This window comes from Psychrobacillus sp. NPDC096426 (assembly GCF_044762745.1).
Lineage (GTDB): Bacteria > Bacillota > Bacilli > Bacillales_A > Planococcaceae > Psychrobacillus.
The window spans coordinates 36,752-58,824 of sequence record NZ_JBIWEX010000007.1; the positions used below are offsets into that span (position 1 = coordinate 36,752).

General features: G+C 34.3%; 22 protein-coding genes. 20 read left to right on the plus strand and 2 right to left on the minus strand.

Annotated features, from left to right (window positions below; genetic code table 11):
* Positions 1 to 188 precede the first annotated feature (188 nt).
* Positions 189 to 1,163, plus strand: a complete 975-nt coding sequence (locus ACIQYS_RS07635; RefSeq protein ID WP_402977089.1) for an NAD(P)H-dependent flavin oxidoreductase — start codon at positions 189 to 191, stop codon at positions 1,161 to 1,163.
* A 54-nt stretch (positions 1,164 to 1,217) separates the two neighbouring features.
* Here the strand turns inward: ACIQYS_RS07635 and ACIQYS_RS07640 are convergent, their stop codons facing one another.
* Positions 1,218 to 1,499: a DUF2277 domain-containing protein gene (locus tag ACIQYS_RS07640; protein ID WP_402977092.1), complete on the minus strand. Its 282-nt coding sequence runs from the start codon at positions 1,497 to 1,499 to the stop codon at positions 1,218 to 1,220.
* A 269-nt stretch (positions 1,500 to 1,768) separates the two neighbouring features.
* Between ACIQYS_RS07640 and ACIQYS_RS07645 the strand changes: the two genes are divergently transcribed.
* From ACIQYS_RS07645 to ACIQYS_RS07705, 13 genes are all read left to right on the plus strand, one after another.
* On the plus strand, positions 1,769 to 2,131 hold the full coding sequence (locus ACIQYS_RS07645) for a cytochrome-c oxidase (protein WP_402977095.1): 363 nt from the start codon (positions 1,769 to 1,771) through the stop codon (positions 2,129 to 2,131).
* Between the two features lie 130 nt (positions 2,132 to 2,261).
* Entirely contained in the window at positions 2,262 to 3,146 is an 885-nt protein-coding gene (locus tag ACIQYS_RS07650; protein WP_402977098.1) for an aminoglycoside phosphotransferase family protein, read from the plus strand.
* 154 nt (positions 3,147 to 3,300) lie between these two features.
* Complete coding sequence (locus ACIQYS_RS07655; RefSeq protein WP_402977101.1) at positions 3,301 to 3,726, plus strand: NUDIX hydrolase; 426 nt, start codon at positions 3,301 to 3,303, stop codon at positions 3,724 to 3,726.
* Positions 3,727 to 4,133: 407 nt separating this feature from the next.
* A complete protein-coding gene (locus ACIQYS_RS07660; protein ID WP_402977105.1) occupies positions 4,134 to 4,682 on the plus strand; it encodes an RNA polymerase sigma factor in 549 nt (182 codons plus the stop codon).
* Positions 4,675 to 5,433 carry a hypothetical protein gene (locus tag ACIQYS_RS07665; RefSeq protein ID WP_402977110.1) on the plus strand — a complete coding sequence of 253 codons (759 nt, stop codon included), beginning with the start codon at positions 4,675 to 4,677 and terminating at the stop codon, positions 5,431 to 5,433. Before ACIQYS_RS07660 ends, ACIQYS_RS07665 begins: the two co-directional genes overlap by 8 nt.
* Before the next feature lies 1 nt (position 5,434).
* Positions 5,435 to 6,313, plus strand: coding sequence for an ABC transporter ATP-binding protein (locus ACIQYS_RS07670; RefSeq protein ID WP_402977113.1), 879 nt, complete (start codon positions 5,435 to 5,437; stop codon positions 6,311 to 6,313).
* The gene (locus tag ACIQYS_RS07675) at positions 6,310 to 7,569 is read left to right on the plus strand and encodes a hypothetical protein (RefSeq protein ID WP_402977116.1); all 1,260 of its coding nucleotides are present in this window, start codon (positions 6,310 to 6,312) and stop codon (positions 7,567 to 7,569) included. Before ACIQYS_RS07670 ends, ACIQYS_RS07675 begins: the two co-directional genes overlap by 4 nt.
* A gap of 13 nt (positions 7,570 to 7,582) precedes the next feature.
* On the plus strand, positions 7,583 to 8,722 hold the full coding sequence (locus ACIQYS_RS07680) for a transporter (RefSeq protein WP_402977119.1): 1,140 nt from the start codon (positions 7,583 to 7,585) through the stop codon (positions 8,720 to 8,722).
* Between the two features lie 166 nt (positions 8,723 to 8,888).
* Positions 8,889 to 9,458 (plus strand): helix-turn-helix domain-containing protein, encoded by a 570-nt coding sequence (locus tag ACIQYS_RS07685; protein ID WP_402977123.1) that lies wholly within the window; start codon positions 8,889 to 8,891, stop codon positions 9,456 to 9,458.
* Between the two features lie 309 nt (positions 9,459 to 9,767).
* Positions 9,768 to 11,012 carry a CynX/NimT family MFS transporter gene (locus ACIQYS_RS07690; RefSeq protein WP_402977128.1) on the plus strand — a complete coding sequence of 415 codons (1,245 nt, stop codon included), beginning with the start codon at positions 9,768 to 9,770 and terminating at the stop codon, positions 11,010 to 11,012.
* Between the two features lie 125 nt (positions 11,013 to 11,137).
* Entirely contained in the window at positions 11,138 to 11,725 is a 588-nt protein-coding gene (locus tag ACIQYS_RS07695) for a lysophospholipid acyltransferase family protein (protein WP_402977131.1), read from the plus strand.
* 143 nt (positions 11,726 to 11,868) lie between these two features.
* Complete coding sequence (locus ACIQYS_RS07700; protein ID WP_402977134.1) at positions 11,869 to 12,663, plus strand: DUF4097 family beta strand repeat-containing protein; 795 nt, start codon at positions 11,869 to 11,871, stop codon at positions 12,661 to 12,663.
* 160 nt (positions 12,664 to 12,823) lie between these two features.
* Positions 12,824 to 13,636 carry a YitT family protein gene (locus ACIQYS_RS07705; protein WP_402977137.1) on the plus strand — a complete coding sequence of 271 codons (813 nt, stop codon included), beginning with the start codon at positions 12,824 to 12,826 and terminating at the stop codon, positions 13,634 to 13,636.
* A gap of 38 nt (positions 13,637 to 13,674) precedes the next feature.
* On the opposite strand, the gene ACIQYS_RS07710 is transcribed toward ACIQYS_RS07705, so the two are convergent.
* Complete coding sequence (locus tag ACIQYS_RS07710; RefSeq protein ID WP_402977140.1) at positions 13,675 to 15,138, minus strand: SulP family inorganic anion transporter; 1,464 nt, start codon at positions 15,136 to 15,138, stop codon at positions 13,675 to 13,677.
* Positions 15,139 to 15,323: 185 nt separating this feature from the next.
* Between ACIQYS_RS07710 and ACIQYS_RS07715 the strand changes: the two genes are divergently transcribed.
* The 6 genes from ACIQYS_RS07715 (at position 15,324) to ACIQYS_RS07740 (ending at position 22,053) form a co-directional block, all read left to right on the plus strand.
* Complete coding sequence (locus ACIQYS_RS07715; RefSeq protein ID WP_402977143.1) at positions 15,324 to 16,892, plus strand: spore germination protein; 1,569 nt, start codon at positions 15,324 to 15,326, stop codon at positions 16,890 to 16,892.
* Between the two features lie 21 nt (positions 16,893 to 16,913).
* Positions 16,914 to 18,101: a Ger(x)C family spore germination protein gene (locus ACIQYS_RS07720; protein WP_402977146.1), complete on the plus strand. Its 1,188-nt coding sequence runs from the start codon at positions 16,914 to 16,916 to the stop codon at positions 18,099 to 18,101.
* A 4-nt stretch (positions 18,102 to 18,105) separates the two neighbouring features.
* Positions 18,106 to 18,327 (plus strand): hypothetical protein, encoded by a 222-nt coding sequence (locus ACIQYS_RS07725; protein WP_402977149.1) that lies wholly within the window; start codon positions 18,106 to 18,108, stop codon positions 18,325 to 18,327.
* A gap of 33 nt (positions 18,328 to 18,360) precedes the next feature.
* Positions 18,361 to 19,500 (plus strand): GerAB/ArcD/ProY family transporter, encoded by a 1,140-nt coding sequence (locus ACIQYS_RS07730; RefSeq protein ID WP_402977152.1) that lies wholly within the window; start codon positions 18,361 to 18,363, stop codon positions 19,498 to 19,500.
* Positions 19,501 to 19,705: 205 nt separating this feature from the next.
* Positions 19,706 to 20,650: a tyrosine-type recombinase/integrase gene (locus ACIQYS_RS07735; protein WP_402977155.1), complete on the plus strand. Its 945-nt coding sequence runs from the start codon at positions 19,706 to 19,708 to the stop codon at positions 20,648 to 20,650.
* Between the two features lie 854 nt (positions 20,651 to 21,504).
* The gene (locus tag ACIQYS_RS07740; protein ID WP_402977158.1) at positions 21,505 to 22,053 is read left to right on the plus strand and encodes a GNAT family N-acetyltransferase; all 549 of its coding nucleotides are present in this window, start codon (positions 21,505 to 21,507) and stop codon (positions 22,051 to 22,053) included.
* Positions 22,054 to 22,073: the final 20 nt, after the last annotated feature.

Consider the following 22,073-nt stretch of genomic DNA (forward strand, 5'->3'; position numbering starts at 1 on the left):
TAAAAAAAGGAAATTCTATCGGTTTAGTCGAATGTCATGTATATGAGGAAGTCTTGGTGCTCACTCGACTAGTACTTGTATGATTCTAAAAGAAAACGCGGATGGTAAAAGGATCAAATCTTAATACTTTTCAAAAAAGTACCTGTTTTTACAAATAATATGCCTATAAATTGAATGGAGGAAAACCAATGCCAACATTTCTGTCAGTACTTCAGAATTTGCGTATCCCTGTAATCGGAGCACCGTTATTTATTATTAGTAATCCTAAGTTAGTTATAGAGCAATGTAAGGCAGGGATTGTTGGATCAATGCCTGCACTGAATGCTAGACCTGTATCTTTACTTGATGAATGGTTGGCAGAAATTACAGAGGAGCTTGCAGCTTATAACGCAAAAAATCCTGATCGTCCAGCTGCACCATTTGCTATTAATCAAATTGTTCACAAGTCAAATGAACGCTTAGAACACGATATGGAATTGTGTGTGAAGTATAAAGTTCCCATCATTATTTCGTCATTAGGTGCCCGTGAGGAGATATTTGAGACTGCACATAGCTACGGAGGAATTGTTCTGCATGATGTGATCAACAACCATTTCGCACACAAGGCAATTGACAAAGGTGCAGATGGCTTAATTGCAGTTGCAGCGGGAGCTGGCGGTCATGCTGGTGTGAAGAGCCCTTTTGCTTTAATTCAAGAAATACGACAGTGGTTTGATGGTCCGCTTGCTTTGTCTGGATCGATTGCAACGGGAAGTGCTATCCTTGCTGCTCAAGCGATGGGAGCTGATTTTGCATATATTGGCTCACCGTTCATTGCAACACATGAAGCCCGTGCATCTGAAGAATATAAGCAAGCAATTGTTGATTCAACGTCTGATGATATTGTGTATAGCAGTCTTTTCACTGGTGTACATGGTAATTATCTAAAACCATCTATTCAAGCAGCAGGATTAGACCCTGATAATCTTCCTGAAAGTGATTCTTCCAAGATGAATTTTGGAGAAAAGTCCGTTAAGCCATGGAAGGATATTTGGGGAAGTGGCCAAGGCATTGGTTCTATTAATGAGATTACTAGTGCAAAAAAATTCATAGACAAACTTGATAAAGAATATTTTGAAGCAAGAGACCGTCTAATTAGCCGTAGTATCGTTAAGAACATCTAAATCTGAAAATAGAGCTGCTCCTTTTCGAGTAGCTCTATTTGATTAATACTTAAATTATGAAATTTGTCCAGTTCCAAATCTTTTCGCGTTTCTCGCTCGAGCTTGTTCCGCCTCCACCTCTCGATTGCGAGGTTCTGCACTAGTCTGTAGGGAGTTTAGCAAATTTCTTGTGATAAAGGTCACTTCCTCCACAGCTTTATGAAAACTTTCTTCATTGATTTTTGAAGGCTTACTAAATCCAGAAACCTTCCGTACATATTGGAGGGAAGCAGCATAAATTTCGTCGTCCGTTGCGGTTGGATCAAAGTTAAAAAGTGTTTTTATATTTCGGCACATATTGTTCACCTCTATTCGTATGTTTTTTCTCGATTGTATCATATTGCTTATTTATTAAGATTATTGAAAGTATGATCATTATAATAAGTCTACTATCGACGTCCTACTCCAAGTTTACTAGTTATTATAATAATTCATTGCTTTCAATGGCTAGTTAGTTGCTCCTAGTTTTTTTTGGAATGTACTACACCATTATTTTACAAACCAATAATACTTTCTTGCTTTCATATTGAACTAATTATTCTATTATAAGAAAGGGAAAAGGTGGTATGGCTATCCGCTTTATCAAGATTTCCGTAGTTTATTTTGTCATTGGGGTTCCTTTAGGTTTGTATATGTCGATGGCGCACGATTATGCATTAAAAGGTGTGCACGTGCACGTTAATCTTATAGAATGGACATCATTTGCTTTAGCTGGTTTTGTTTATCGTTTATTTCCAAGTACTAGTAGAAATATGTACGCCAGGTTACATTTTTGGATTGCGAATATCGGGCTACCATTAATGATGATTGCACTTACGGTACTTATTTTGAATGGTGCAAGAAGTGGCAACTGTGTTTACTGCAATTGGTGGAGTGTTAGATCAATGTATTCACTAACGTACGGTCAGCAAATTAGTTTAGTAGAATAAAAAGCTGTTCTGATGTTCTTTTGTTGAGTAGTGTAGTGATTTTTTGTATGCGAAAAATGTTGAGAAATATCTGAAAATATTGTAAAGTGAAATTCGTTGCTCAAATATTTCCAACTTGAGGAGGAATAAAATGGACAAGCTTAAATTACCGTTTCTACATAAGTGCATCTCTTTTCAATTAATAGAAGAAGGATTTTCGGACGATGAAAAATGGTGCGTCGACAATACATACTTACTACGTATTTCTCCAAAATCTGATATTAGCCAATTAGTAGAGCAAGCGAACCTTACAAATGCCGTACATGCTTTAGATAATCGTATTCCATATGTGCATGATGTAGGTGTATATGAAAATAGAGCTTATATGATTCTCGATTATATGATCGGTGAAAATGGAGATGTTGCTTTACCAATGAAAAGTCCGGAAGTTCAATACGAAATTGGACTTCAAGTAGGAAGTACGCTCAAGCATATGCATAGCATAGTGGCATCGAAAGATTATCCGAATTGGGAAGAGACTTGGAGAGGTCGATTCGAAAATCAATCCGCTCGTTTTGAAGAAATTGCTAGAAGACATCCAAATTATGCGAGCATCTTGCCATTTATACAAGATAATTTGCGTCTTTTAATAAATCGACCAAGCTGTGTTCAGCATTTTGATTTTCATCCCGGGAATGTATTAATTCATGAAGATCGTTTCACAGGTTTAATCGATATGCAAAAAATAAGATACGCGGATCCTATCAATGAATTTTACAAGATGGAATATTTTAATGTACAAGTTAGCATAGCTTATGCGCGAGGGGTATTGGACGGGTATCATGATGAGAAGACCATACCAAATTCGTTTTGGGAGTTGCACCGATTGTATGCGGCAATGCATCTTGTATTTGCAGAAGTTTGGGGCCATGAAGGTGGTATTGATCAAATGGAGAAGTTCCAAAGGTATACTCGTTTTACAGTAGATCAGTTTGACGAATTTAGGTTACTTGTTCCGAAATGGTATAGTCAATGAACAAACTGCTCACTTCAGCAATTAGTGAGCAGTTTGTTTTTTATATTCCATGTTGGGGGATATAAATCTAAGATAGTATTATATATTTAAAGGCGAAAAGAATTTATTTCTGAAAGGGAACGATGAATTGTTTAAGTACAATGTATGTTTTTTAATGAGTGATGATAAAATTTTGATGCTGAATCGTGAAAAGCCACCAATAATGGGAGTGTGGAACGGCGTAGGTGGTAAAAATGAAGCGAATGAAACTGCCGATGAGGGTGCTATTCGTGAAGTGTTTGAGGAAACAGGCTTCAAAGTCAGTCAATATTTTTCAAAGGGTGTCATTACTTGGGAGACAAGTAACGATGAAAAAGATGGACTATATGTGTACTTATTTCATGTAGATTCGACGTTAGATAATGAAGTCATGCGAAAAACAAGAGAAGGAATTCTCGATTGGAAACATATTGATTGGATATTGAATCCGAATAACTTAGGTGTTGCTGAAATGGTCAATCAGTATTTACCAGTGCTATTAGAAAAAGAAGGTGACTCTTTATTTGAATATAATGACGGTATTGTCACGCTTATAGAGTAATAGAATGAATTCTAGTGAATTGCTCTGATGCCTTTCATTCTTCTAATTTTGTCATTGGTCGTCCAGATTTATTAAGGGCTGGTTTAGTCATTTTAAAAAATATAATTAGTACTAGATACTAAAACCAGCTAATTTGTATTTGCAGAAATTTAGAGGTATGAAGGTGGTATTGTTCAGAAGGAGAAGTTCAAAAGGTATACTCGTTTTACAGTAGATCAGTTTGTTAAATTTAGGTTACTTGTTCCGAAATGGTATAGTCAATGAACAGACTGCTCACTTCATCCATTGTGAGCAGTTTGTTTTTTTATTTACATTTTTTTAAAACTATCAAACTATTTTCAAACCTAATCCGAATATATAATTGAGACGGCAATAATGATGAAGGAAGCATGTGGTGAATTGCAAATATGGAGAGACTTTGGATTAAAAAGATAAAGCGAAGTGCAAGTGAGGAAGCAGCAAATAAATTAATAACGAAGTATTACAAAGAAATATATGCATTTATTTATAAGCAAACGTTAGATAACGAACTAACGCTTGATCTAACACAAGAAATTTTTATAAGCGTTCTAAAGTCTATTCATCATTTTGATGACAAAAAGGCTTCATTTCGAACATGGCTATATAAGCTAGCTTCGAATCGACTCGTAGATTATTTCCGCTCTAAAAGTTATCAATATACGCAAAAAGAGCATCCAATCGAAGAATATGAGTTTCAAGATGAGCAAAATATAGTTATTTCACTTGAATATAAAGAAGACTATGAAAAAGTGATTTCACTTCTAAATGAACTAGATGCCACTAGTCAACAAATTGTCCGTCTCAAACTTTTTGGTGAATATACTTTTCAAGAAATTGAAGCAATTGTTGCGATCCCGCTATCTACTGTAAAAACAAAATACTATGCTGCGTTAAAACGAATACGATATACGATGAAGGAGTGCCATTATGAGTAAAGAAAAGTTTCATGTGCCTTTGCCAGATGAAGAGATTATACAACAACAAATACAAAAAATTGTTACCGAAGGCGTGAAACCAAAAGAATCCTTTTTTGCTTTTTTAAAATCGATGTATAACCAAATTGGGCTTCGTCATTTATTTTCGAATCGGGCAGGGTTTGTATTTACATTGTTTACAGTGATTATTTTACTAAGTTTTTATCTTTTTAGTGCAAACATGACTTTTTATAAGCCAGAAGATTTATATGCTTACATTTTCCTTTTTTCACCAATACTATTTCTCGTTTTTTCTATGTATACCTACACAACTAAAGTGATGAATACGACATTTGATGTGGAAATGACATGTAAATATAACGTCTATCAAATCATCGCTTTTCGAATGTTAACTTTTAGTGTTCTGTCGATTTTCATTAATACAATGACGATTTCCGTAATGACGATGTTTTATAACAACATCGAATTTTTTAGAGCATTTATGATTTCTACTACAGGATTGTTCTTGTTTTCGATACTTTTCTTGTATGCATTAATGCGAAATCATTCGTTGCTTACAATGATTAGCATAGTTATTGTTTGGTTTATTGGAAATATAGTTCTTCAAGCGACGAACAATGAATTGTATACAGAGGTTCTTATTCAATTACCACTTTTCATATATGGTCTTGTTTTCGCTGGTACTGCTTTCTTATACTTAAAGTTTTTAAATAGATTGATTCATTTTAAACAAAAGGAAGGGGTTTATTAACATGCTTGTTGTCCAAAATATTACGAAAAAATACGGTGATTTTTTAGCGCTTGATTCGATCAATCTAGAATTTACAAATGGGCTTTATGGTTTACTCGCTCCAAATGGTGCTGGAAAGACAACGCTCATTAAAATGCTGACGACGTTAATTTTTCCGACAAAAGGAGAAATTCTATACAACGGAAAAAATATACTCGAGATGGATGAATCATACCGCACACTACTTGGTTATTTACCACAACAGTTTGGATATTATAAAAACTATTCTCCTAAGCAATATTTATTGTATTTAGCTGCTTTAAAAGGAATGAGTAAAAAAGAAACATTACCTATTATTGAAGACTTATTGCAAAAAGTAGCACTTAGTGAGGTAGCGAATAAAAAAATGCGCAAGTTTTCAGGTGGAATGATTCAAAGGGTAGGAATCGCTCAGTCACTATTAAATAATCCGGAAATCTTAATTTTAGATGAGCCGACTGCTGGGTTAGATCCAAAAGAGCGAGCTCGTTTTCGCCAACTGTTGTCGGAGCTTGCTAGAGACCGTCTAGTAATTGTTTCAACGCATATCGTATCGGATATTGAATCGATTGCTAACAAAGTAATTATGATTAAAAATCAACAACTTCTGTATAACGAAAGCGTAGAAAGTATTTGTGCAACACTGAACGACGCGGTGTATGAAACATCAATTAAATATGAGAATCTAGAGTCTTTTCGCGAACAATATACGATACTTTCTGAAAAACAAGATAAAGACCATATGATTATTCGTTTTATTCATAAAGGAACACCAGAGCCAGATTGGACAACCTTAAACCCACAACTAGAAGATGTGTTTTTATACGAATATCGTGATAATGAGCAAGGCGAAGTAAGATGAATCGACAAGTGATTTGGAATGAATGTCAAAAAGTGTGGAAATCGCCTATATTTTTAGTGCTCATTGTTGTGTTTTCTGCTTTTAATATATTTCTTATTGTGAGTAACAGCTATATGAAAGATGAATTAAAAATGGCGAATCATCTAGCGGATACTTATGGATTGCAAATTACAGATGAATCATTGCGACTGTTCGAACAAGACATTCAAAAAGATGTGGAGCAGTTACAAACGATTACTAATACAAAGTTTAATAGTATATATGAGTTTTTAGAGCAAACGTCTTGGGATGAATACAATGCTTATAGTGAAGAAGACAGATCTTTCTTTCATCAGTTGGAACTTAAAGAAATATACCTAAATATAGCAAAAAACATGGAGACTGAATATAACAAGCTATCTATCGAAGAAATCGCAGAAGGCACGATTAACATGTATGGATTAAGTGGGAAACCAGCTGAAATGACTAGAAAAGAATATGGGAAACTGTCTGAACGCTTGGAAGAATTGAAAGAAAGCGGAGAATATAAACAATGGGCTTTTGCTGGAAAACCGTATAGAATGCATAGCTTATTGTTTAGAAGCCTTTTTAAAACGCTTGTTTTTGAAACACTTATTTTAATCGTGTTAGCCACTGCATTTATTACGAACTATGAATTTGAAAACAAAACCCATCTATTGAGCTATTCAACAAAAAGAGGAAGATCTTTCATGAAAGATAAGCTAGCTGCATCGCTTATCATTTCTACTACCATAAGTTTTATATTACTTGCAGTTACATTAGGAACTTACTTTAGCATTTTTGACTATGCTCATTTATGGAGTAGTTCTATTAGTAGTGCATTTAATTGGGAATACAATCTACCATACATAACTTGGTGGAAGATGCCGTTTATCAAATTTCTCTTGCTCGTTGTTTTAGTTTTGTATAGTTGTATGCTGCTTTTTTCAGCAATCGTATTTGTAATTTCCGTTTTTGTAAAGAACAGCTATTTCACTTTTTTTATCTTTGCTATATTTTTTATAGTTGGATATTTAATGACAGGTTTTATGCCTACTTCCTCTATCTTCATTATTATTGCAACATATAACTTATCAGTTGTCGTGTTAAATCCGCATATGCTTTTTAGCGGGCAAAGTGGACTGGGCACGATGTTTCAGTATTTTGAAGTTATTACGATTGTCATTTGGACATTCATAGTAGTAGCTACAAGTATGCTCGCATGTAAATATTTTAAAAAACAAGACATTCAATAGGGGGAAGCATACGTTGAGAATTTTATGGCATGAACTAAAGAAAATTATTACGTGGAAGATGTTACTTTTGCTCTTCATCGTGAATTTTATATTATATTTTTTGTTAATTGAGTTCGATATCGAATATTTTCCAAATGGAAGACCAGCTCTTGATTCTTATCGGATAGGAATTGAGATGATAGAGAATTATGGAACACATATGGATGAACTGGAATTCGTCGATTTTAAGAGAACGTATGAAACACAAGTGAAAGAACTAAATCAGTTTTTACAATCCCGTAATGATTTTGTAGAAGAAGGCATAGATACCTATGAAAAGTTTCAAAATATTGATCACGAAAACGATCAACTATATGCACTTCATAGCAAATTATTTTTTGAGGAAAGTGTAGATACCGTTTGGGAACTTCAAGAAAGGGAAAGGCTTATGGAGTTTTATGAAAGGAAAGAAGAAGGATTAAAGATTGATCTTCGGGATGCTAAAGTATGGCAAAAAGATCGTTTTCTTGAAATGAGAGAAGAAGGACTTTATGGAGTTTATCCCGAGGTAGTAATACGAAATTTTAAAACATTTATCTTATCCGTCGCTATTACAATTATGATTAGCGTCGTGCTATTCGTCTCACCAATTTTCCTAAAGGACAGAATGAAGCAGCTACTCTATTTGCAATATACATCTAAAATAGGGCGTAATTTATATAAGTCGAAGGTTCTTGCAGGTCTTATTTCTACGCTCTTACTTATAACAACTTTACTAGTTATTTATCTTAGCTTTTATACGTTAAATGATACGTCCATGTATTTTGATGTGCCTATTCATATGTTTATAGGGGAATCCAACTGGTACGATCCGACATTCTTCCAATTTATTGTGATAAACATAGTGGCGATTTATGCGTTAGGTTTTATTGTGGCTCTACTTGCAATGGTTTTTTCTAGTATAGTACCAAACTATATTGTGCTAATTGGTGCGCAAATACCTATTATTGCTGGAACTATCGGATATGGGTTATTGTATTTGATTACGTTGATCATCAGTATTTGGATTCCACAGTGGGTTGTTCCAACAACTTATTCTTTTATGTTATTAATTGGAATTGGACTACTTGTATACATGTGGAAACGTGAGAAACAAAGGAATATTTTGGAGTAGAGAATATTGTGTACATCAGACCAATCTCGGGTCTGGTGTTTTTATTTCTAGATCAGGCATAGAAAAAGTATGTTTTCCCATTCTTTATGTGTGATATTATATACTATAACAAATCTTAAGCTTTGTGTTATATACTACTTTCATAATGAGGGAGTGATTGTGGGAAATGGAAATGGAAATGGATGATCCAAAACAAGTTGTTTTACAAGTTGGTACAGCGCTTAGAAAACTTCGTAAAGAAAAGCAATTAAGTTTGGAAGATTTATCAGAAATAACAGGTGTAAGCAAACTAACACTTGGGAATATCGAACGTGGAGAAACAAACCCAACGCTTGGAATGTTGTGGAAAATTTCAAAAGGTTTATCCATACCACTTATGGCCTTATTTGCAACTGAAAGTAATGTGAATTTATCACGTGCAGGCAAAGGATTGAGAATTGCTGGGGATCAAAAGACTTGGATAGTGGAACCGATTTTTCAAAATGCAAGTAATGAGATTGAAATGTGTCGAGCTTACCTGCAACCGAATAGTACATACCATCCGGAAAAACATCACCATAATACAACGGAAATTGTTACTGTAATGACAGGTGCTATAACAATTAACGTGAATGAAGAGTCATACAAGTTGAATCAATTTGATTCTATTAGTTTTCGTGCAGATGGTACACATTCATATATAAATAATTCAAATGATGTGGTTGTTCTCCATATTTTGTTGAAATACGGAATCTGATTGTTGCTACTTTTTATCATAAGACAAAAAATAGCCCTCTATCATCCATAAGGACGATAGAGGGTTATTTTTTGTTTTTAGTTATATATTCGTTGGAAAAGTTGAGTTGGTATTCAAAGCTTTTCATAAACAGAAAAGTCCATTTTCGTAAATTATAGTATACATTTTATTTAATATAATATAGTATAATATATGTCGTTTAAATTAAATAAAAACATTGTAGAATGAATGATTCTGCAGATGTAGTAAATGCTAATCAATACAGACCTTGATTAGTTACTTTAGTTACTAATATAAGGAGGAAGCATTATGAGTTCACAAAATCAATTTGGTAAAGATCAACATACCAAGTCCAATTCAAAAATTCGTAATCAATCAGCTTCGTGGTTGATTATTTTAGGGATCATTTTTATTGCAACTAATCTTCGAGCACCTTTAACTTCAGTTGGCCCATTGGTTGGACTTATTCGAGATAATATGCATTTATCGAATACATTAGCTGGAATGATCACCACGCTACCACTACTCGCTTTTGCGTTTTTCTCCCCTTTTGTTCCAAAATTAGGACGGAAGTATGGGTTTGAATTAGTCATTCTATTTTCTATCATCTTCCTGACTGTAGGAATTATTTTACGCTCTTTATCAGGCGTTGCTTATTTATACATTGGTACTGCTGTCCTTGGATTCGCAATTTCCGTTTGTAATGTATTGTTGCCTAGCCTTATTAAACGAGAATTCCCTAAGCGAATTGGCCTAATGACGGGTGTGTACTCCATTTCTATGAATTTATTTGGAGCAGTCGCTTCTGGTATTAGTGTTCCGATTGCGATGGGGTTAGGATTTGGATGGCAGGGGGCACTGGGGATTTGGGGTGTTCTAAGCTTCATCTCTATTTTATTTTGGTTACCTCAAATGAGACACCGCCATATGAAAACAGTTTCCACTCATCAGCAAACGACTAACGATAGTAAGTTGAATTTATGGCGATCCGCACTGGCTTGGCAAGTAACCTTGTTTATGGGACTGCAATCTATGGTATTTTATGTGCTTATCGCATGGTTGCCTGAGATTTTAAAGGAACAAGGAATAAGTACCGATCAAGCTGGCTGGTTACTCTCAACGATGCAATTAGCTTTACTTCCGTTTACTTTTATCGTTCCAATTATTGCTGGGCGTTTGTCTAGCCAACGTATGTTAGTTACCATTACATCGATTTTACTTTTAATGGGAACTCTTGGATTACTTTACGGAGGTTCGAATTTGATCGTTTTATGGATCATCTTACTAGGAGTTGGGGGAGGATTTGCCTTTAGTTTATCTATGATGTTTTTCAGCTTACGTACAGAGAATGCACATCAAGCTGCAGAACTATCTGGTATGGCTCAATCAGTTGGTTATCTACTTGCTGCTGTTGGTCCTACACTATTCGGTCTTCTACACGACGTTACAAATAGCTGGACTATTCCACTTCTCCTATTGGTTGGAGCATCGGTATTGCTCTTTATCTTTGGTCTAGGGGCGGCTAAAAATCGATATGTAGGTTCTGTTAAATAAGTAAATCAAATAATTTGTAGTAATTGTCTTATCTATGCCAGATCTTTTTGGGGTCTGGTTTTTTTTATTCAATAATATTATAATTAGTACTAGATACTAAAACTAGATAATAGAAGGTGATGACTATGTATAATTTTACATTATCCGTTGCAAAATTGGTCGTACGTTTATTTGGAAAAGTAGAAATGAAAAACGAGCATATATTGCCTAAAAATGAGGGATATATCGTCACTTGTACGCACAGGGGGTGGTTGGAAATCGTCATATTAGGAATATGTGTGCCAAAGCCGATACATTATATGGCAAAAAAAGAGCTTTTTGAAAACAAAGTGATTGGATGGTTTTTAAGAAAAATAAATGCATTCCCTGTTGACCGAAATAACCCATCACCAAGTAGTATAAAGCAACCAGTGAAGCTTCTAAGATCTGGAGAAGTAGTTGGCATATTTCCGAGTGGAACAAGAACATCAGAGGAAGCTCCATTAAAAAGGGGAGCTGTAACGATTGGAAATTTATCAAAAGCGCCAATTGTTCCTGCATTATATGTTGGTCCGAGAACATTAAAAGAGTTACGGAAAATGAAAAAAGCGACCATCATATTTGGAGAACCATTTTACATAAAAACAAACAGTAAAGAGGAACTGGCTACTTATACTGAACTGCTAAATGAGAAAACTAATTTACTAGAAAAACAGATAGGAAAAATGGAATAAATCATAAGAATATTTAACGAAGAGAAAATTGACATTATACGCCTTAAGGCTTAGATGAAATCACTGCTCCAGACCATTTGAATATATTCTATGTTCTATATAATAAGGTGTAACAAGTAAAATAGTAAATGGAGGATGACAAGATGAGTTTTAAAAAAATTGCAATAATATGTTTGTTTGTATTATTAGCTGGAGCAGCGATAAATATTATCTTAAATGTCCAAGATAAATTCGTACAAAAATCAGATGAAATTATCGTAGAGGATAAAAATTATTCTAACATTGAGGTTGTAGCAGATAATGCAACTGTTGAATTACTACCAACGAAAGAAAAGAAAACGACAGTATCATTTTCAGGTAAGATGAAGAAAAAATTGAAATATCATTTGAGTGCTGATGTTAAAGGAGATACACTTTATGTTGAGTTAAAAGAAAAACGTCGGAATTTTATCCAATTTGGTTTTTCTTCATTAAGTAATAAAATCACTGTTCACGTCCCTGTAAAAGAGTATGGCGAAATTAAGACAGAAATCGATAATGGAAGAATTATCGTAAAAAACATGCAAGCTACAAGCGTAAATCTAGAATCAAATAATGGAGAGATAGAGTTGACAGATATTGCTTCTGAAAATGTATATGTTCAAACGGATAATGGGAAGATTTCGCTTCGTCACGTAGAGGGCTCCATAAATGCAGAAACAGATAATGGGCAAATATCATTACTAACTAACAACCTAGATCGGGCAATTTCGTTGGAAACAAATAATGGTCTTATAAACATTCAAGCGGAACAGGAACCAACAAATGCAACAATTCATGCTAAAACAGACAATGGTAGAATTAGCATCTTTGGTAAATCATCTGAGCAAACGACGTTTGGAAACGGTGAAAACATGATCAAACTTTCAACTGATAACGGAATGATCACAGTAAAATAAGATTATTAATTGCAGGGGATCAACATTTATTGACTTCCATGAATTTCTTTGTTAAATTATTACTTGTATCATTTAGAAGAGAATAATTTTGTGATTACAAGTAAGGCTCGTCCTAATTGGGCGAGTTTTTTTTTGAAACAATTGGAGGGGAACATATAGAATGAAAAATTTAATTGTCATTGTGGGCTCCCTAATTATTGCGTTTGCATTTAATTTCTTTTTAGTCCCTAATGAAATACTTAGTAGTGGGGTTAGTGGAATTGCCATTTTGCTTGGATTAATAACTCCATTTGATACTGGATTACTGAACTTTATCCTTAATTTACCTTTACTTGTATTAGGATATTTCAAGCTCGGGAAAAAAATTACGTTGAATACACTCGTTTGTGTGATTTCCTTATCCGTTTTTTTGTACTTTTTACCTGCACAATCTATCACTGATAATATATTACTCTCTTCTATATTCGGTGGAATAATTGGTGGGATTGGTATTGGAGTTATTTTAAAATATTCAGGTACTTCAGGTGGAATGGATATTATTGCAATGATTATTTCTCGAAAAAGTAATATTCGTGTCGGTTTACTTTTAACAGGGATGAACGGCCTGATCGTTCTCATATCAGGAGCAGTATTTAACTGGGAAATTGCATTATATACATTGTTGTCCATTTACTTGACCGGTAAAATGGTGGATACAATCTACACGAACCACGAAAAACTGACGATGCAAATTGTTACAACTTTTGGTGAAGAAATACGAAAAGAACTACTTAGTTCGATTTACCGTGGAGTGACTATTACAGATGGTTATGGTGGTTATACTTTAGAAAAAAAGCAAATTTTAATGATGGTTGTTACCCGTTATGAGACGATGCAGATTAAACAAATCGTTCGTAAACATGATGAAAATGCATTTATTAACATTTCTGAAACTGTTGAAGTCGTTGGGGTTTTTGCAAGAAATGAAAAATAAAGCGGATGCCCGAAAAATAGGGCATCCGCTTTTCTTTCTTACTTAATATCCGAGGTAATATTTAGATGATTGTAAATCGTTAATTTGTTCACCAGTTTTTTACTCATTGAATCTAATCCTTGCAGTGTAACGACATTATTATTTTCACGATATTTCGCGACTACTTTATCGATTGCCCCGACAGCCGAATCATCCCAAATGTGGGAGTTTTCAAAATCGATTATAATATTTTTTTGCTTCACTTGAAAATCAAATGCATGTTCAAAATCTTGAACGGAAGCGAAAAATAGCTGACCTTCTATCTCAAAGAGCAAGTTATTCGCTTTTGTGCTTTTTCTAACATTGATCTTAGCAATTTTTGCTACAAAGAAAACTGCACTTAAAATGACTCCTGCAATGACCCCTTTAGACAAATCGTTCGTAGCTACTACGATAATTACGGTAACGAGCATAACGATCGCATCCGAACGAGGAGCTTTTCGAATGTAAGTAAAGGAATTCCAGTCAAATGTCCCGATACATACCATAATCATAATCCCTACAAGTACAGGCATTGGAATTTGTACAACTAAATCTCCAAGCACAATGATTAAAAACATTAAAAAGACGCCTGCAACAAACGTAGAAAGTCTACCTCGACCGCCTGATTTCACATTAATAACAGATTGTCCAATCATCGCGCAACCAGCCATTCCTCCAAAAAATCCATTAATCACATTAGCAATTCCTTGCCCTTTCGATTCTCTGTTTTTATTACTTTCCGTTCCGGTCATGTCATCGATTATAGATGCCGTTAATAAAGATTCCAACAAACCTACGATAGCAAGTGCAATCGAATACGGAAAAATGATAGTTAGAGTTTCTAAGTTAAATGGAACATTGGGGATAAAGAACTCAGGTAGTGACTTTGTAATTGTACCTAAATCACCAACTACCTTTAAATCTATACCTGCATAAAGTGTTGCCACTGTTAACGCTACTATTGCAATAAGCGGGGCGGGGATAGATTTCATAAATCGAGGAAGCACATACACGATAACAAGTGTAACAGCTACAAAAATATAGGTCATAATAGATTCCCCTAAAATATGAGGAACTTGCGCCATAAAAATTAGAATAGCTAAAGCATTCACGAATCCAATCATTACAGCCCTCGGAATAAACTTCATTAATCTTGCTATTTTAAAAACACCAAAGACTACTTGAATAACACCGGTTAAAATGGTCGCTGCTAGTAAATAATCGAGCCCAAAACTTTTGACTAGAGGACCCATCAGAAGTGCCATCGCACCAGTAGCAGCTGAAATCATTGCAGGACGACCACCAACAAACGAAATCGTTACGGCAATAATAAAGGAAGCATACAAACCGACCATCGGATCGACTCCCGCAATAATCGAGAAAGCTATTGCTTCAGGTATTAACGCTAACGCAACAACAATTCCTGCAAGAATGTCTGCTCGTACATTTGAAAACCATTCTTTTTTAATCTTTTCTACCACATCTACACCTCTTCTAACTTTCCACTCAATTTTTGCGCATTTGTACAGTTTATCATTTTTTTGTTTAGAACTGAATCTTTTTTATCCATGTATATAATATCGTACATTTTAAACATGAATAAACAAAACGTGAACTGGTTAAACTTATGTAGATCTATCCAAGTTATATTTTGGTAAAGAGGGGGATGACGAGTATTACGAAAAAAAATAATGCAAGCAATGATACTTCTTCATCGAATGAAAAAATTTCAATAAAGTCCAATCTTCAAGATAATTTACAATTTATAAAAGATACACTTGGCGAAAGCACTGATATTATCTTTCGTGAAATACGAATTGGTAAAGATGGTGCGATAAAAGCAGGTATCATCTATACAGACGGCTTAAGTGATGCAACCTCTTTACAAAACTTCGTACTGGAAACACTGATGTTAGATATTGAAAATACGGAACTTGAAGAAAATCTCATAACTACATCAAATCTAATGAATACGTTAAAAGACGTTGCGTTGACTGTTGGGGAGATTAAAGATTTAATAAATTTCGAAGATTTACTAACGGCTCTTTTATCGGGGGACGCTATTTTTTTAGTAGACGGAAACTCTAAGGGATTCATCATTGGAAATAAGCACTGGGCAGAACGTGGTGTGACGGAACCAACAGCTCAGTCTGTAGTAAGAGGACCGCGAGAAGGGTTCTCCGAAAATTTACGTATAAATACAGCATTAATTCGCCGTATTATTAAAGATCCGAATCTATGGATGGAATCTAAGGTTATTGGGAAACGGTCCAAAACAAATATTGCGATTATGTATATCAAAGACGTAGCTAAAAACTCTGTATTAGAAGAATTACGCACCAGATTAGATAGTATAGACATTGATGGGATACTTGAAAGTGCAAATATTGAAGAATTGATTCAGGATTCAAAGTATTCTCCATTTCCAACCGTTTATAATACAGAGCGTCCTGATAGCACAGCTGCATCTCTATTGGAAGGTCAAATTGCCATTCTAATAGATGGCACACCGTTTGTACTAATCGTACCGGCTCTTTTCACCCAGTTCTTTCAATCTACTGAAGATTATTATCAGCGAAGCACAATGGCTAGTTTAATTCGACTTCTTCGTTTTTTTGCATTTGGAATTTCTTTACTCGCTCCTGGTTTGTATGTTGCGATTATTACTTTTCATCATGAAATGTTACCGTCTCCACTGCTCATTAGTCTTGCTGCACAACGTGAAAATGTTCCATTTCCAGCTTTTATTGAAGTAATGATTATGGAAATTGCATTTGAAATTTTGCGGGAAGCAGGACTTAGGATGCCAAGGGTTATTGGTGCAGCTATGTCTATAGTAGGTGGTTTTGTTATTGGAACTGCGGCAGTTGAAGCTGGTATCATTTCAGCTGCGATGGTTATTGTTGTGTCCCTTACAGCTATTGCAAGTTTTGTTCCTCCTTCATATGACATCGCAATTGCTAGTAGAATGTTGCGTTTTATGTTTATCGCATTAGCTGCTATGTTTGGTTTATATGGTATGACAATTGGCTTAATAGCATTAATACTACATTTATGTAGTTTAAGTTCATTTGGAATTCCTTATATGACTCCATTAGCTCCGTTTATTCCATCTGCTCAAAAGGATATATTCATTCGTCAGCCATTATGGAAATTGACAACACGTCCAAGTTTTCTATCTAAAAATAAAATTAGACAACGATACGAAAATCCAAAATCTGACAAGGATAAATAAGCATAAGGTAGTGGTCAAGTTATGGCAAAAAAAATAATTGTATTACTAAGTCTTATCTTTTTACTTGCAGGTTGTTGGGATAAACGAGAGTTAAATGAATTAGCCATTACGATGGCTATTGGGATTGACAAATCAGATAATGGATATAAAGTTTCTGCACAAGTTGTAGTTCCTTCAGAATTATCTTTGAAAGGAGGACCTGGCCATTCGCAAATAGTCCTCTTTCAAGCGACTGGACTAACTGTGGAAGAAGCCTTACGGAAATTAACAAAAGAGTCGCCAAGGATCATTTATCCAGGTCATCTGCAAATGCTTGTTTTTGGTGAATCTTTAGCAAAAGAAGGAATTGGAAAAGCATTAGACTTTATGTCAAGAAATTGGGAAGTCCGAGCAGATTTCTATGTAGTAGTAGCGAAAGATAGTACTGCGGAAGAAGTGCTAAATGTTCAAACTCCATTAGAGAATATCCCTTCAAATAATATGTTTAACATACTTCAGAAAGCAAAAGATAATAATTCTACTACAGTTGGAGTAAAGTTAGCTGATTTTATCGGAGATTTAGAACGTAAAGGAAAAGAGCCAGTATTAACTGGAATTATTATTACTGGAGATAAGAAGAGTGGATCGAATAAACAGAACCTAGATTCAATCACACCTTCTGCACGAATGCAATATGATGGCCTTGCGATTTTTAAAGAAGATAAATTGATAGGTTGGTTAGATGAATTTGATGAAAGAGGGTACAATGCCATAACTAAGCATGTAAAACGAGCAGTTACTACTGTTGCTTGCCCAAAAGAAGGGGAATTAAATTTGGAAATTCAACGCTTTCAAACAAAGGTTAAGAGTAAAACAGTAAATTCTTCACCTGAAATAGATATAAAAATGGATGTTGAAGCAAATGTCGGTGCAGTAGAATGTTTGATAGATATTAGAAATGAAAAGACGATAACAGAGCTTGAGAAAACTTTTGAAACTCAAATAAAAAAGAATATTCATCATACGATCAAAACTGTGCAGAATGATTTTAATTCAGATGTTTTTGGATTTGGAGCAACTATTTATCAACAGGAACCGAAAGTATGGGGAAAAGTGGAGTCCAATTGGGAGGAAGAATTCCCTAACTTAAAAGTGAATGTTGGCGTGAATGTAAAGATAAAGTATGCAGGGGCAATTGATAATTCTTTCTTACAGAATATGAAGGACTAAAGATATGGTAAAAACTTTTGGAATTCTAATTGTAGCAGCAGTCATCGTAATTTTAGAAGTACCTCAACTCGTAAAAAAAAAGTTAATAAAAGAGGTAGCCATATTTTCGGTATTACTAGCTTTTGGTGTTGTTTTGAGCATTTTATTAGCATTTGGAGTAACAGTTCCGAATCCAGTGAATTTCTTAACTTACATGCTAAAACCACTAAATAATATTATAAACTAGTAAGAAAAGGAAAACTAGAGAGGGGGAGGAAAGGTGCAAAAAAATAAAATAAATCCATTTCAATTTTTGGTGCTGGTCATTTTTTTTACGATTGGTACAAGTATCTTGGCTTTGCCTTCTGCATTAGCTATTAAATCTGCCCAAGATGCTTGGATTGCCGCAATTATAGGGGCTATAGTTGGTGTTTTGGTCATTTGGTTTTTTACTTTTATAGGCCTTTGGTTCCCTGAACTAACTTATATCCAATTGAATGAAAAAATATTGGGTAAATGGCTTGGAAAAATAGTTTCTCTTATCTTTGTATTAATGTGTTTGCTTTATGTTGCTACTCTATTAGTCCATTCCGGATCTTTTTTAAAAACGCAAATGTTGCCTAACACACCAATGGTCGTGCTTAATAGCTTAGAAGCTTTTATCTTAACAATGGCGGTACGCCTTGGGTTGCCTACATTTGCTCGAACAGCAGAAATATTAATTTTTGTCTTCTTTTTCTTGTTTATCGTATTAGTAGGTTTTATTCTTCCTCAGATCGAAATTGTTAATTTAGAACCTATTTTTCAATCTAGTGGTAAATCTCTAATACAGTCATCGTTGCAGGTCGTTGTAATAACATCCGTTAATGCAATTGTTTTACTAATGATATTTCCCGCATTTATAACCCAAGTTAAGAAAGCAAAAAAATATTTTTTTATCGGTAATATTATTGGGGGGATCATTATTATTATTATTACAATGCTGTGTGTGTTCGTTTTAGGTTCCAATGTAACAGCCAGACAATTTTATCCAAGTTATGCTTTAGCTAAAGTAATAAATGTAGGGAATTTTGTGAACCGAATAGAAGGATTTATGGCTGCGTTATGGATTATGTCTTTATACTTTAAGATAGTTCTTTATTTTTTTGCTTCTGTTTTAGGTCTAGCTCAGATTTTGAACTTGAAAGATTATCGTCCATTAACTTATCCATTAGGAATAATAGTTCTCGCATTATCGGTTATTACTTTCCCCAACATTATTTATCTAGAAAATTTTGATACAACAACTTCCTTGTCCTTATCTATAGTAGTAGGGCTTTTTTTTCCACTGCTTTTAGTCATTATATATGCATTTCGAAAAAAACAACTAAAGAAAAATACCAGTAGTTCTCAAGTTTCAAGTGCGGAAAAGCCCGATTAATTGAGTTTTGCGTTATAAGGTAGTTTGTGTATAATCAGTCGTGAAAAAATAGTTAAAATGCTCTCAGTTCGAATTTGAAGCAACCTAATATTTGGAATGAAATGATTTATAAAATGTTTTTTTGCGATAAATTTCAATAAGGTTCCCAAATACATATTTGGGAACCTTATTTTGTGATAAAATAGGAGGTGAAGAGGTGGAGTAAATGCCGAAAATTTTAAAGGACTTTTTAGTATATTTAACAACGATCAAAGGAAAATCTATCCGAACACGTAAAGAGTATGAATACGACATCACATTATTTTTGCGTTTCTTAAAAGCAGTTGAAGCTGATATAGATTACGCGCAACTGGATGAGATAAGTATTAAGGACATTACGATAGATTTTATTAAAGAAATATCATTAGAAGATATTTATTTGTTCATGGAGTACTGTGAAACGCAGCGTCATAATAGCGCGGCAACACGTGCGCGTAAAGCAGCAACGATCAAATCATTTTTCAAATATTTGAAAGGGAAAAGGCGACTAATAGAAGATAATCCAGCAGATGAACTGGAAACGCCCAAGATCGGAAAGAAAAAACCTATTTATATGAATCAAGAAGATGCCGAATTGTTTATAAAAGGGATTAAAAGAAGTAATCATTATTACAGAAATTACGCAATGATCATGTTCTTCTTAAACCTAGGGATCCGTGTATCCGAGTTATGTAGTTTAAATCTTACTTCCATCCAGGACAAAGTGTTGCATGTGGTTGGAAAGGGAGATAAAGAACGGACGGTTTTCTTAAACAACGTTTGTATACAATCGCTTGAAACTTATATGAAAAAGGAACGACAATACATACTAGGTGCGCGTACGAACGAGGCACTATTTTTATCGCAAAAAGGCACGAGATTAACAAGACAAACAGTCGCAAAAATTGTCAAACAAATAAACGCAGATTCTGGTTTAAATAAAGAAAAATTAACCCCGCATAAACTAAGACATACTTCTGCAACTATTATGTACAAAAATGGAGCAGATATTAGAAGTTTGCAGCATATCCTTGGACACACAAGTGTTTCTACGACACAAATTTATACACATGTGGAAGATAAAGAAATACAGCAAGTAATTGAAAACAATCCGTTTAACCATTTAGGTTAAAATAATAATATTATGTAAACTAAATGATATTTGATGAATTAGAGTCAAATGCCTAAAATAAAAAGAATACATTATCTACAATTTTCTATATCTAACTAACAAAAAGTGGAGATTTCAAGGGAAGTCCTTAGAAGCGTCCCACTTTTTTGTTGATTTGAGTAACTAATGCAATTGATGGAATATAATACGATATACGCATAATATACTAAGAGTTTAAAAGGAGAAGATGTACTTGAAGATATCTGAAATCTACAAAAAAATATTTGAATGGTAAAAAATACAAAAGCATTAGTGAGATAAATATAGGACGCTTACCAGTAAAACATCCGGCTGATTTAGTTGGTTCATCGCCAATTACTAGGATATATACTAACACTTCTCTATAGTCTATAGAATATTCCGATAAAAACTCCTTCTAATATATTTAGTTTATAGAATTCCCAACAATAAAATAGAGTTTGTTTTAATATGACAAAATATTAATAATAGTGATATAATTTAATGATATTTTAATATTATCTAACACATGGACTAAAATTGAAGTATTAAATAGGTTGTTCTAGGGGGCATTTTCAATCGCCCGCTTTTCTGTTCATTTAACTTGATCAAGCTATGGAGCTAATGTCGTTTAAAGACACTTAAAGCATTGATGGTTGCATGTTTGACGGGGGGAAATGCTATATTTACGGGACCTTGAACGTTTGTTCGGTTTTTAGGTCGAATGGAAAGAATCGTTGAGGAAGTGGCTTCTAATCACTGATAACACAAGGTTTTCTGCAATATTCAAATTTTTATCCAATCCAACATAACAAGTCTGTATAATAATATTATGTTAACTAATAGGAGGAATTCAATTGTTTACACACACTATAAATGAAAAAACAAAGTTAAAAATGCTCGATTTGCGGGATGCTGAACATTTGTTCGATTTAACGATTGGATCAAAAGAAACGTTGAGAGAGTGGCTACCATTCATCGATTATACGAAATCGGTTGCTGATACACAAAATTTCATCCAGTCAACGATGAAACAATTTAGTGAGAACAATGGCGTTCAAGCGGGAATCTGGTATGACGGTAGCTTAGCAGGAGTACTTGGTTTTCATAAAATAGACTTGAATAATAAATCCACAAGTATAGGTTACTGGCTAGGAAACGACTATGTAGGGTTAGGGTTAATGACTGAATCCGTTAAAGCTTTTGTTGAATACGCATTAAACGATTTGAAATTAAACAGAGTGGAGATTCGTGCTGCTGTAGAAAATAAAAAAAGTAGAGCAATTCCCGAAAGAATAGGGTTCACAAAAGAAGGTACCATACGTCAAGCAGAGTGGTTGTATGATCATTATGTTGATCATATAGTTTACGGAATGCTAAAAAAAGATTGGGAAGAGAAAAGCTAAACCCTGATATATGTTTTTAA

What these genes read in the sequence shown, in the direction of transcription:
- ACIQYS_RS07640 (WP_402977092.1), bottom strand. Translation starts at nt 1,499, where the DNA reads ATGTGCCGAAATATAAAAACACTTTTTAACTTTGATCCAACCGCAACG.
- ACIQYS_RS07705 (WP_402977137.1), top strand. Translation starts at nt 12,824, where the DNA reads ATGAAAAATTTAATTGTCATTGTGGGCTCCCTAATTATTGCGTTTGCA.
- ACIQYS_RS07635 (WP_402977089.1), top strand. Translation starts at nt 189, where the DNA reads ATGCCAACATTTCTGTCAGTACTTCAGAATTTGCGTATCCCTGTAATC.
- ACIQYS_RS07695 (WP_402977131.1), top strand. Translation starts at nt 11,138, where the DNA reads ATGTATAATTTTACATTATCCGTTGCAAAATTGGTCGTACGTTTATTT.
- ACIQYS_RS07670 (WP_402977113.1), top strand. Translation starts at nt 5,435, where the DNA reads ATGCTTGTTGTCCAAAATATTACGAAAAAATACGGTGATTTTTTAGCG.
- ACIQYS_RS07735 (WP_402977155.1), top strand. Translation starts at nt 19,706, where the DNA reads ATGCCGAAAATTTTAAAGGACTTTTTAGTATATTTAACAACGATCAAA.
- ACIQYS_RS07685 (WP_402977123.1), top strand. Translation starts at nt 8,889, where the DNA reads ATGGAAATGGAAATGGATGATCCAAAACAAGTTGTTTTACAAGTTGGT.
- ACIQYS_RS07720 (WP_402977146.1), top strand. Translation starts at nt 16,914, where the DNA reads ATGGCAAAAAAAATAATTGTATTACTAAGTCTTATCTTTTTACTTGCA.
- ACIQYS_RS07660 (WP_402977105.1), top strand. Translation starts at nt 4,134, where the DNA reads ATGGAGAGACTTTGGATTAAAAAGATAAAGCGAAGTGCAAGTGAGGAA.
- ACIQYS_RS07665 (WP_402977110.1), top strand. Translation starts at nt 4,675, where the DNA reads ATGAGTAAAGAAAAGTTTCATGTGCCTTTGCCAGATGAAGAGATTATA.
- ACIQYS_RS07690 (WP_402977128.1), top strand. Translation starts at nt 9,768, where the DNA reads ATGAGTTCACAAAATCAATTTGGTAAAGATCAACATACCAAGTCCAAT.
- ACIQYS_RS07645 (WP_402977095.1), top strand. Translation starts at nt 1,769, where the DNA reads ATGGCTATCCGCTTTATCAAGATTTCCGTAGTTTATTTTGTCATTGGG.
- ACIQYS_RS07700 (WP_402977134.1), top strand. Translation starts at nt 11,869, where the DNA reads ATGAGTTTTAAAAAAATTGCAATAATATGTTTGTTTGTATTATTAGCT.
- ACIQYS_RS07715 (WP_402977143.1), top strand. Translation starts at nt 15,324, where the DNA reads ATGACGAGTATTACGAAAAAAAATAATGCAAGCAATGATACTTCTTCA.
- ACIQYS_RS07650 (WP_402977098.1), top strand. Translation starts at nt 2,262, where the DNA reads ATGGACAAGCTTAAATTACCGTTTCTACATAAGTGCATCTCTTTTCAA.
- ACIQYS_RS07725 (WP_402977149.1), top strand. Translation starts at nt 18,106, where the DNA reads ATGGTAAAAACTTTTGGAATTCTAATTGTAGCAGCAGTCATCGTAATT.
- ACIQYS_RS07655 (WP_402977101.1), top strand. Translation starts at nt 3,301, where the DNA reads ATGAGTGATGATAAAATTTTGATGCTGAATCGTGAAAAGCCACCAATA.
- ACIQYS_RS07675 (WP_402977116.1), top strand. Translation starts at nt 6,310, where the DNA reads ATGAATCGACAAGTGATTTGGAATGAATGTCAAAAAGTGTGGAAATCG.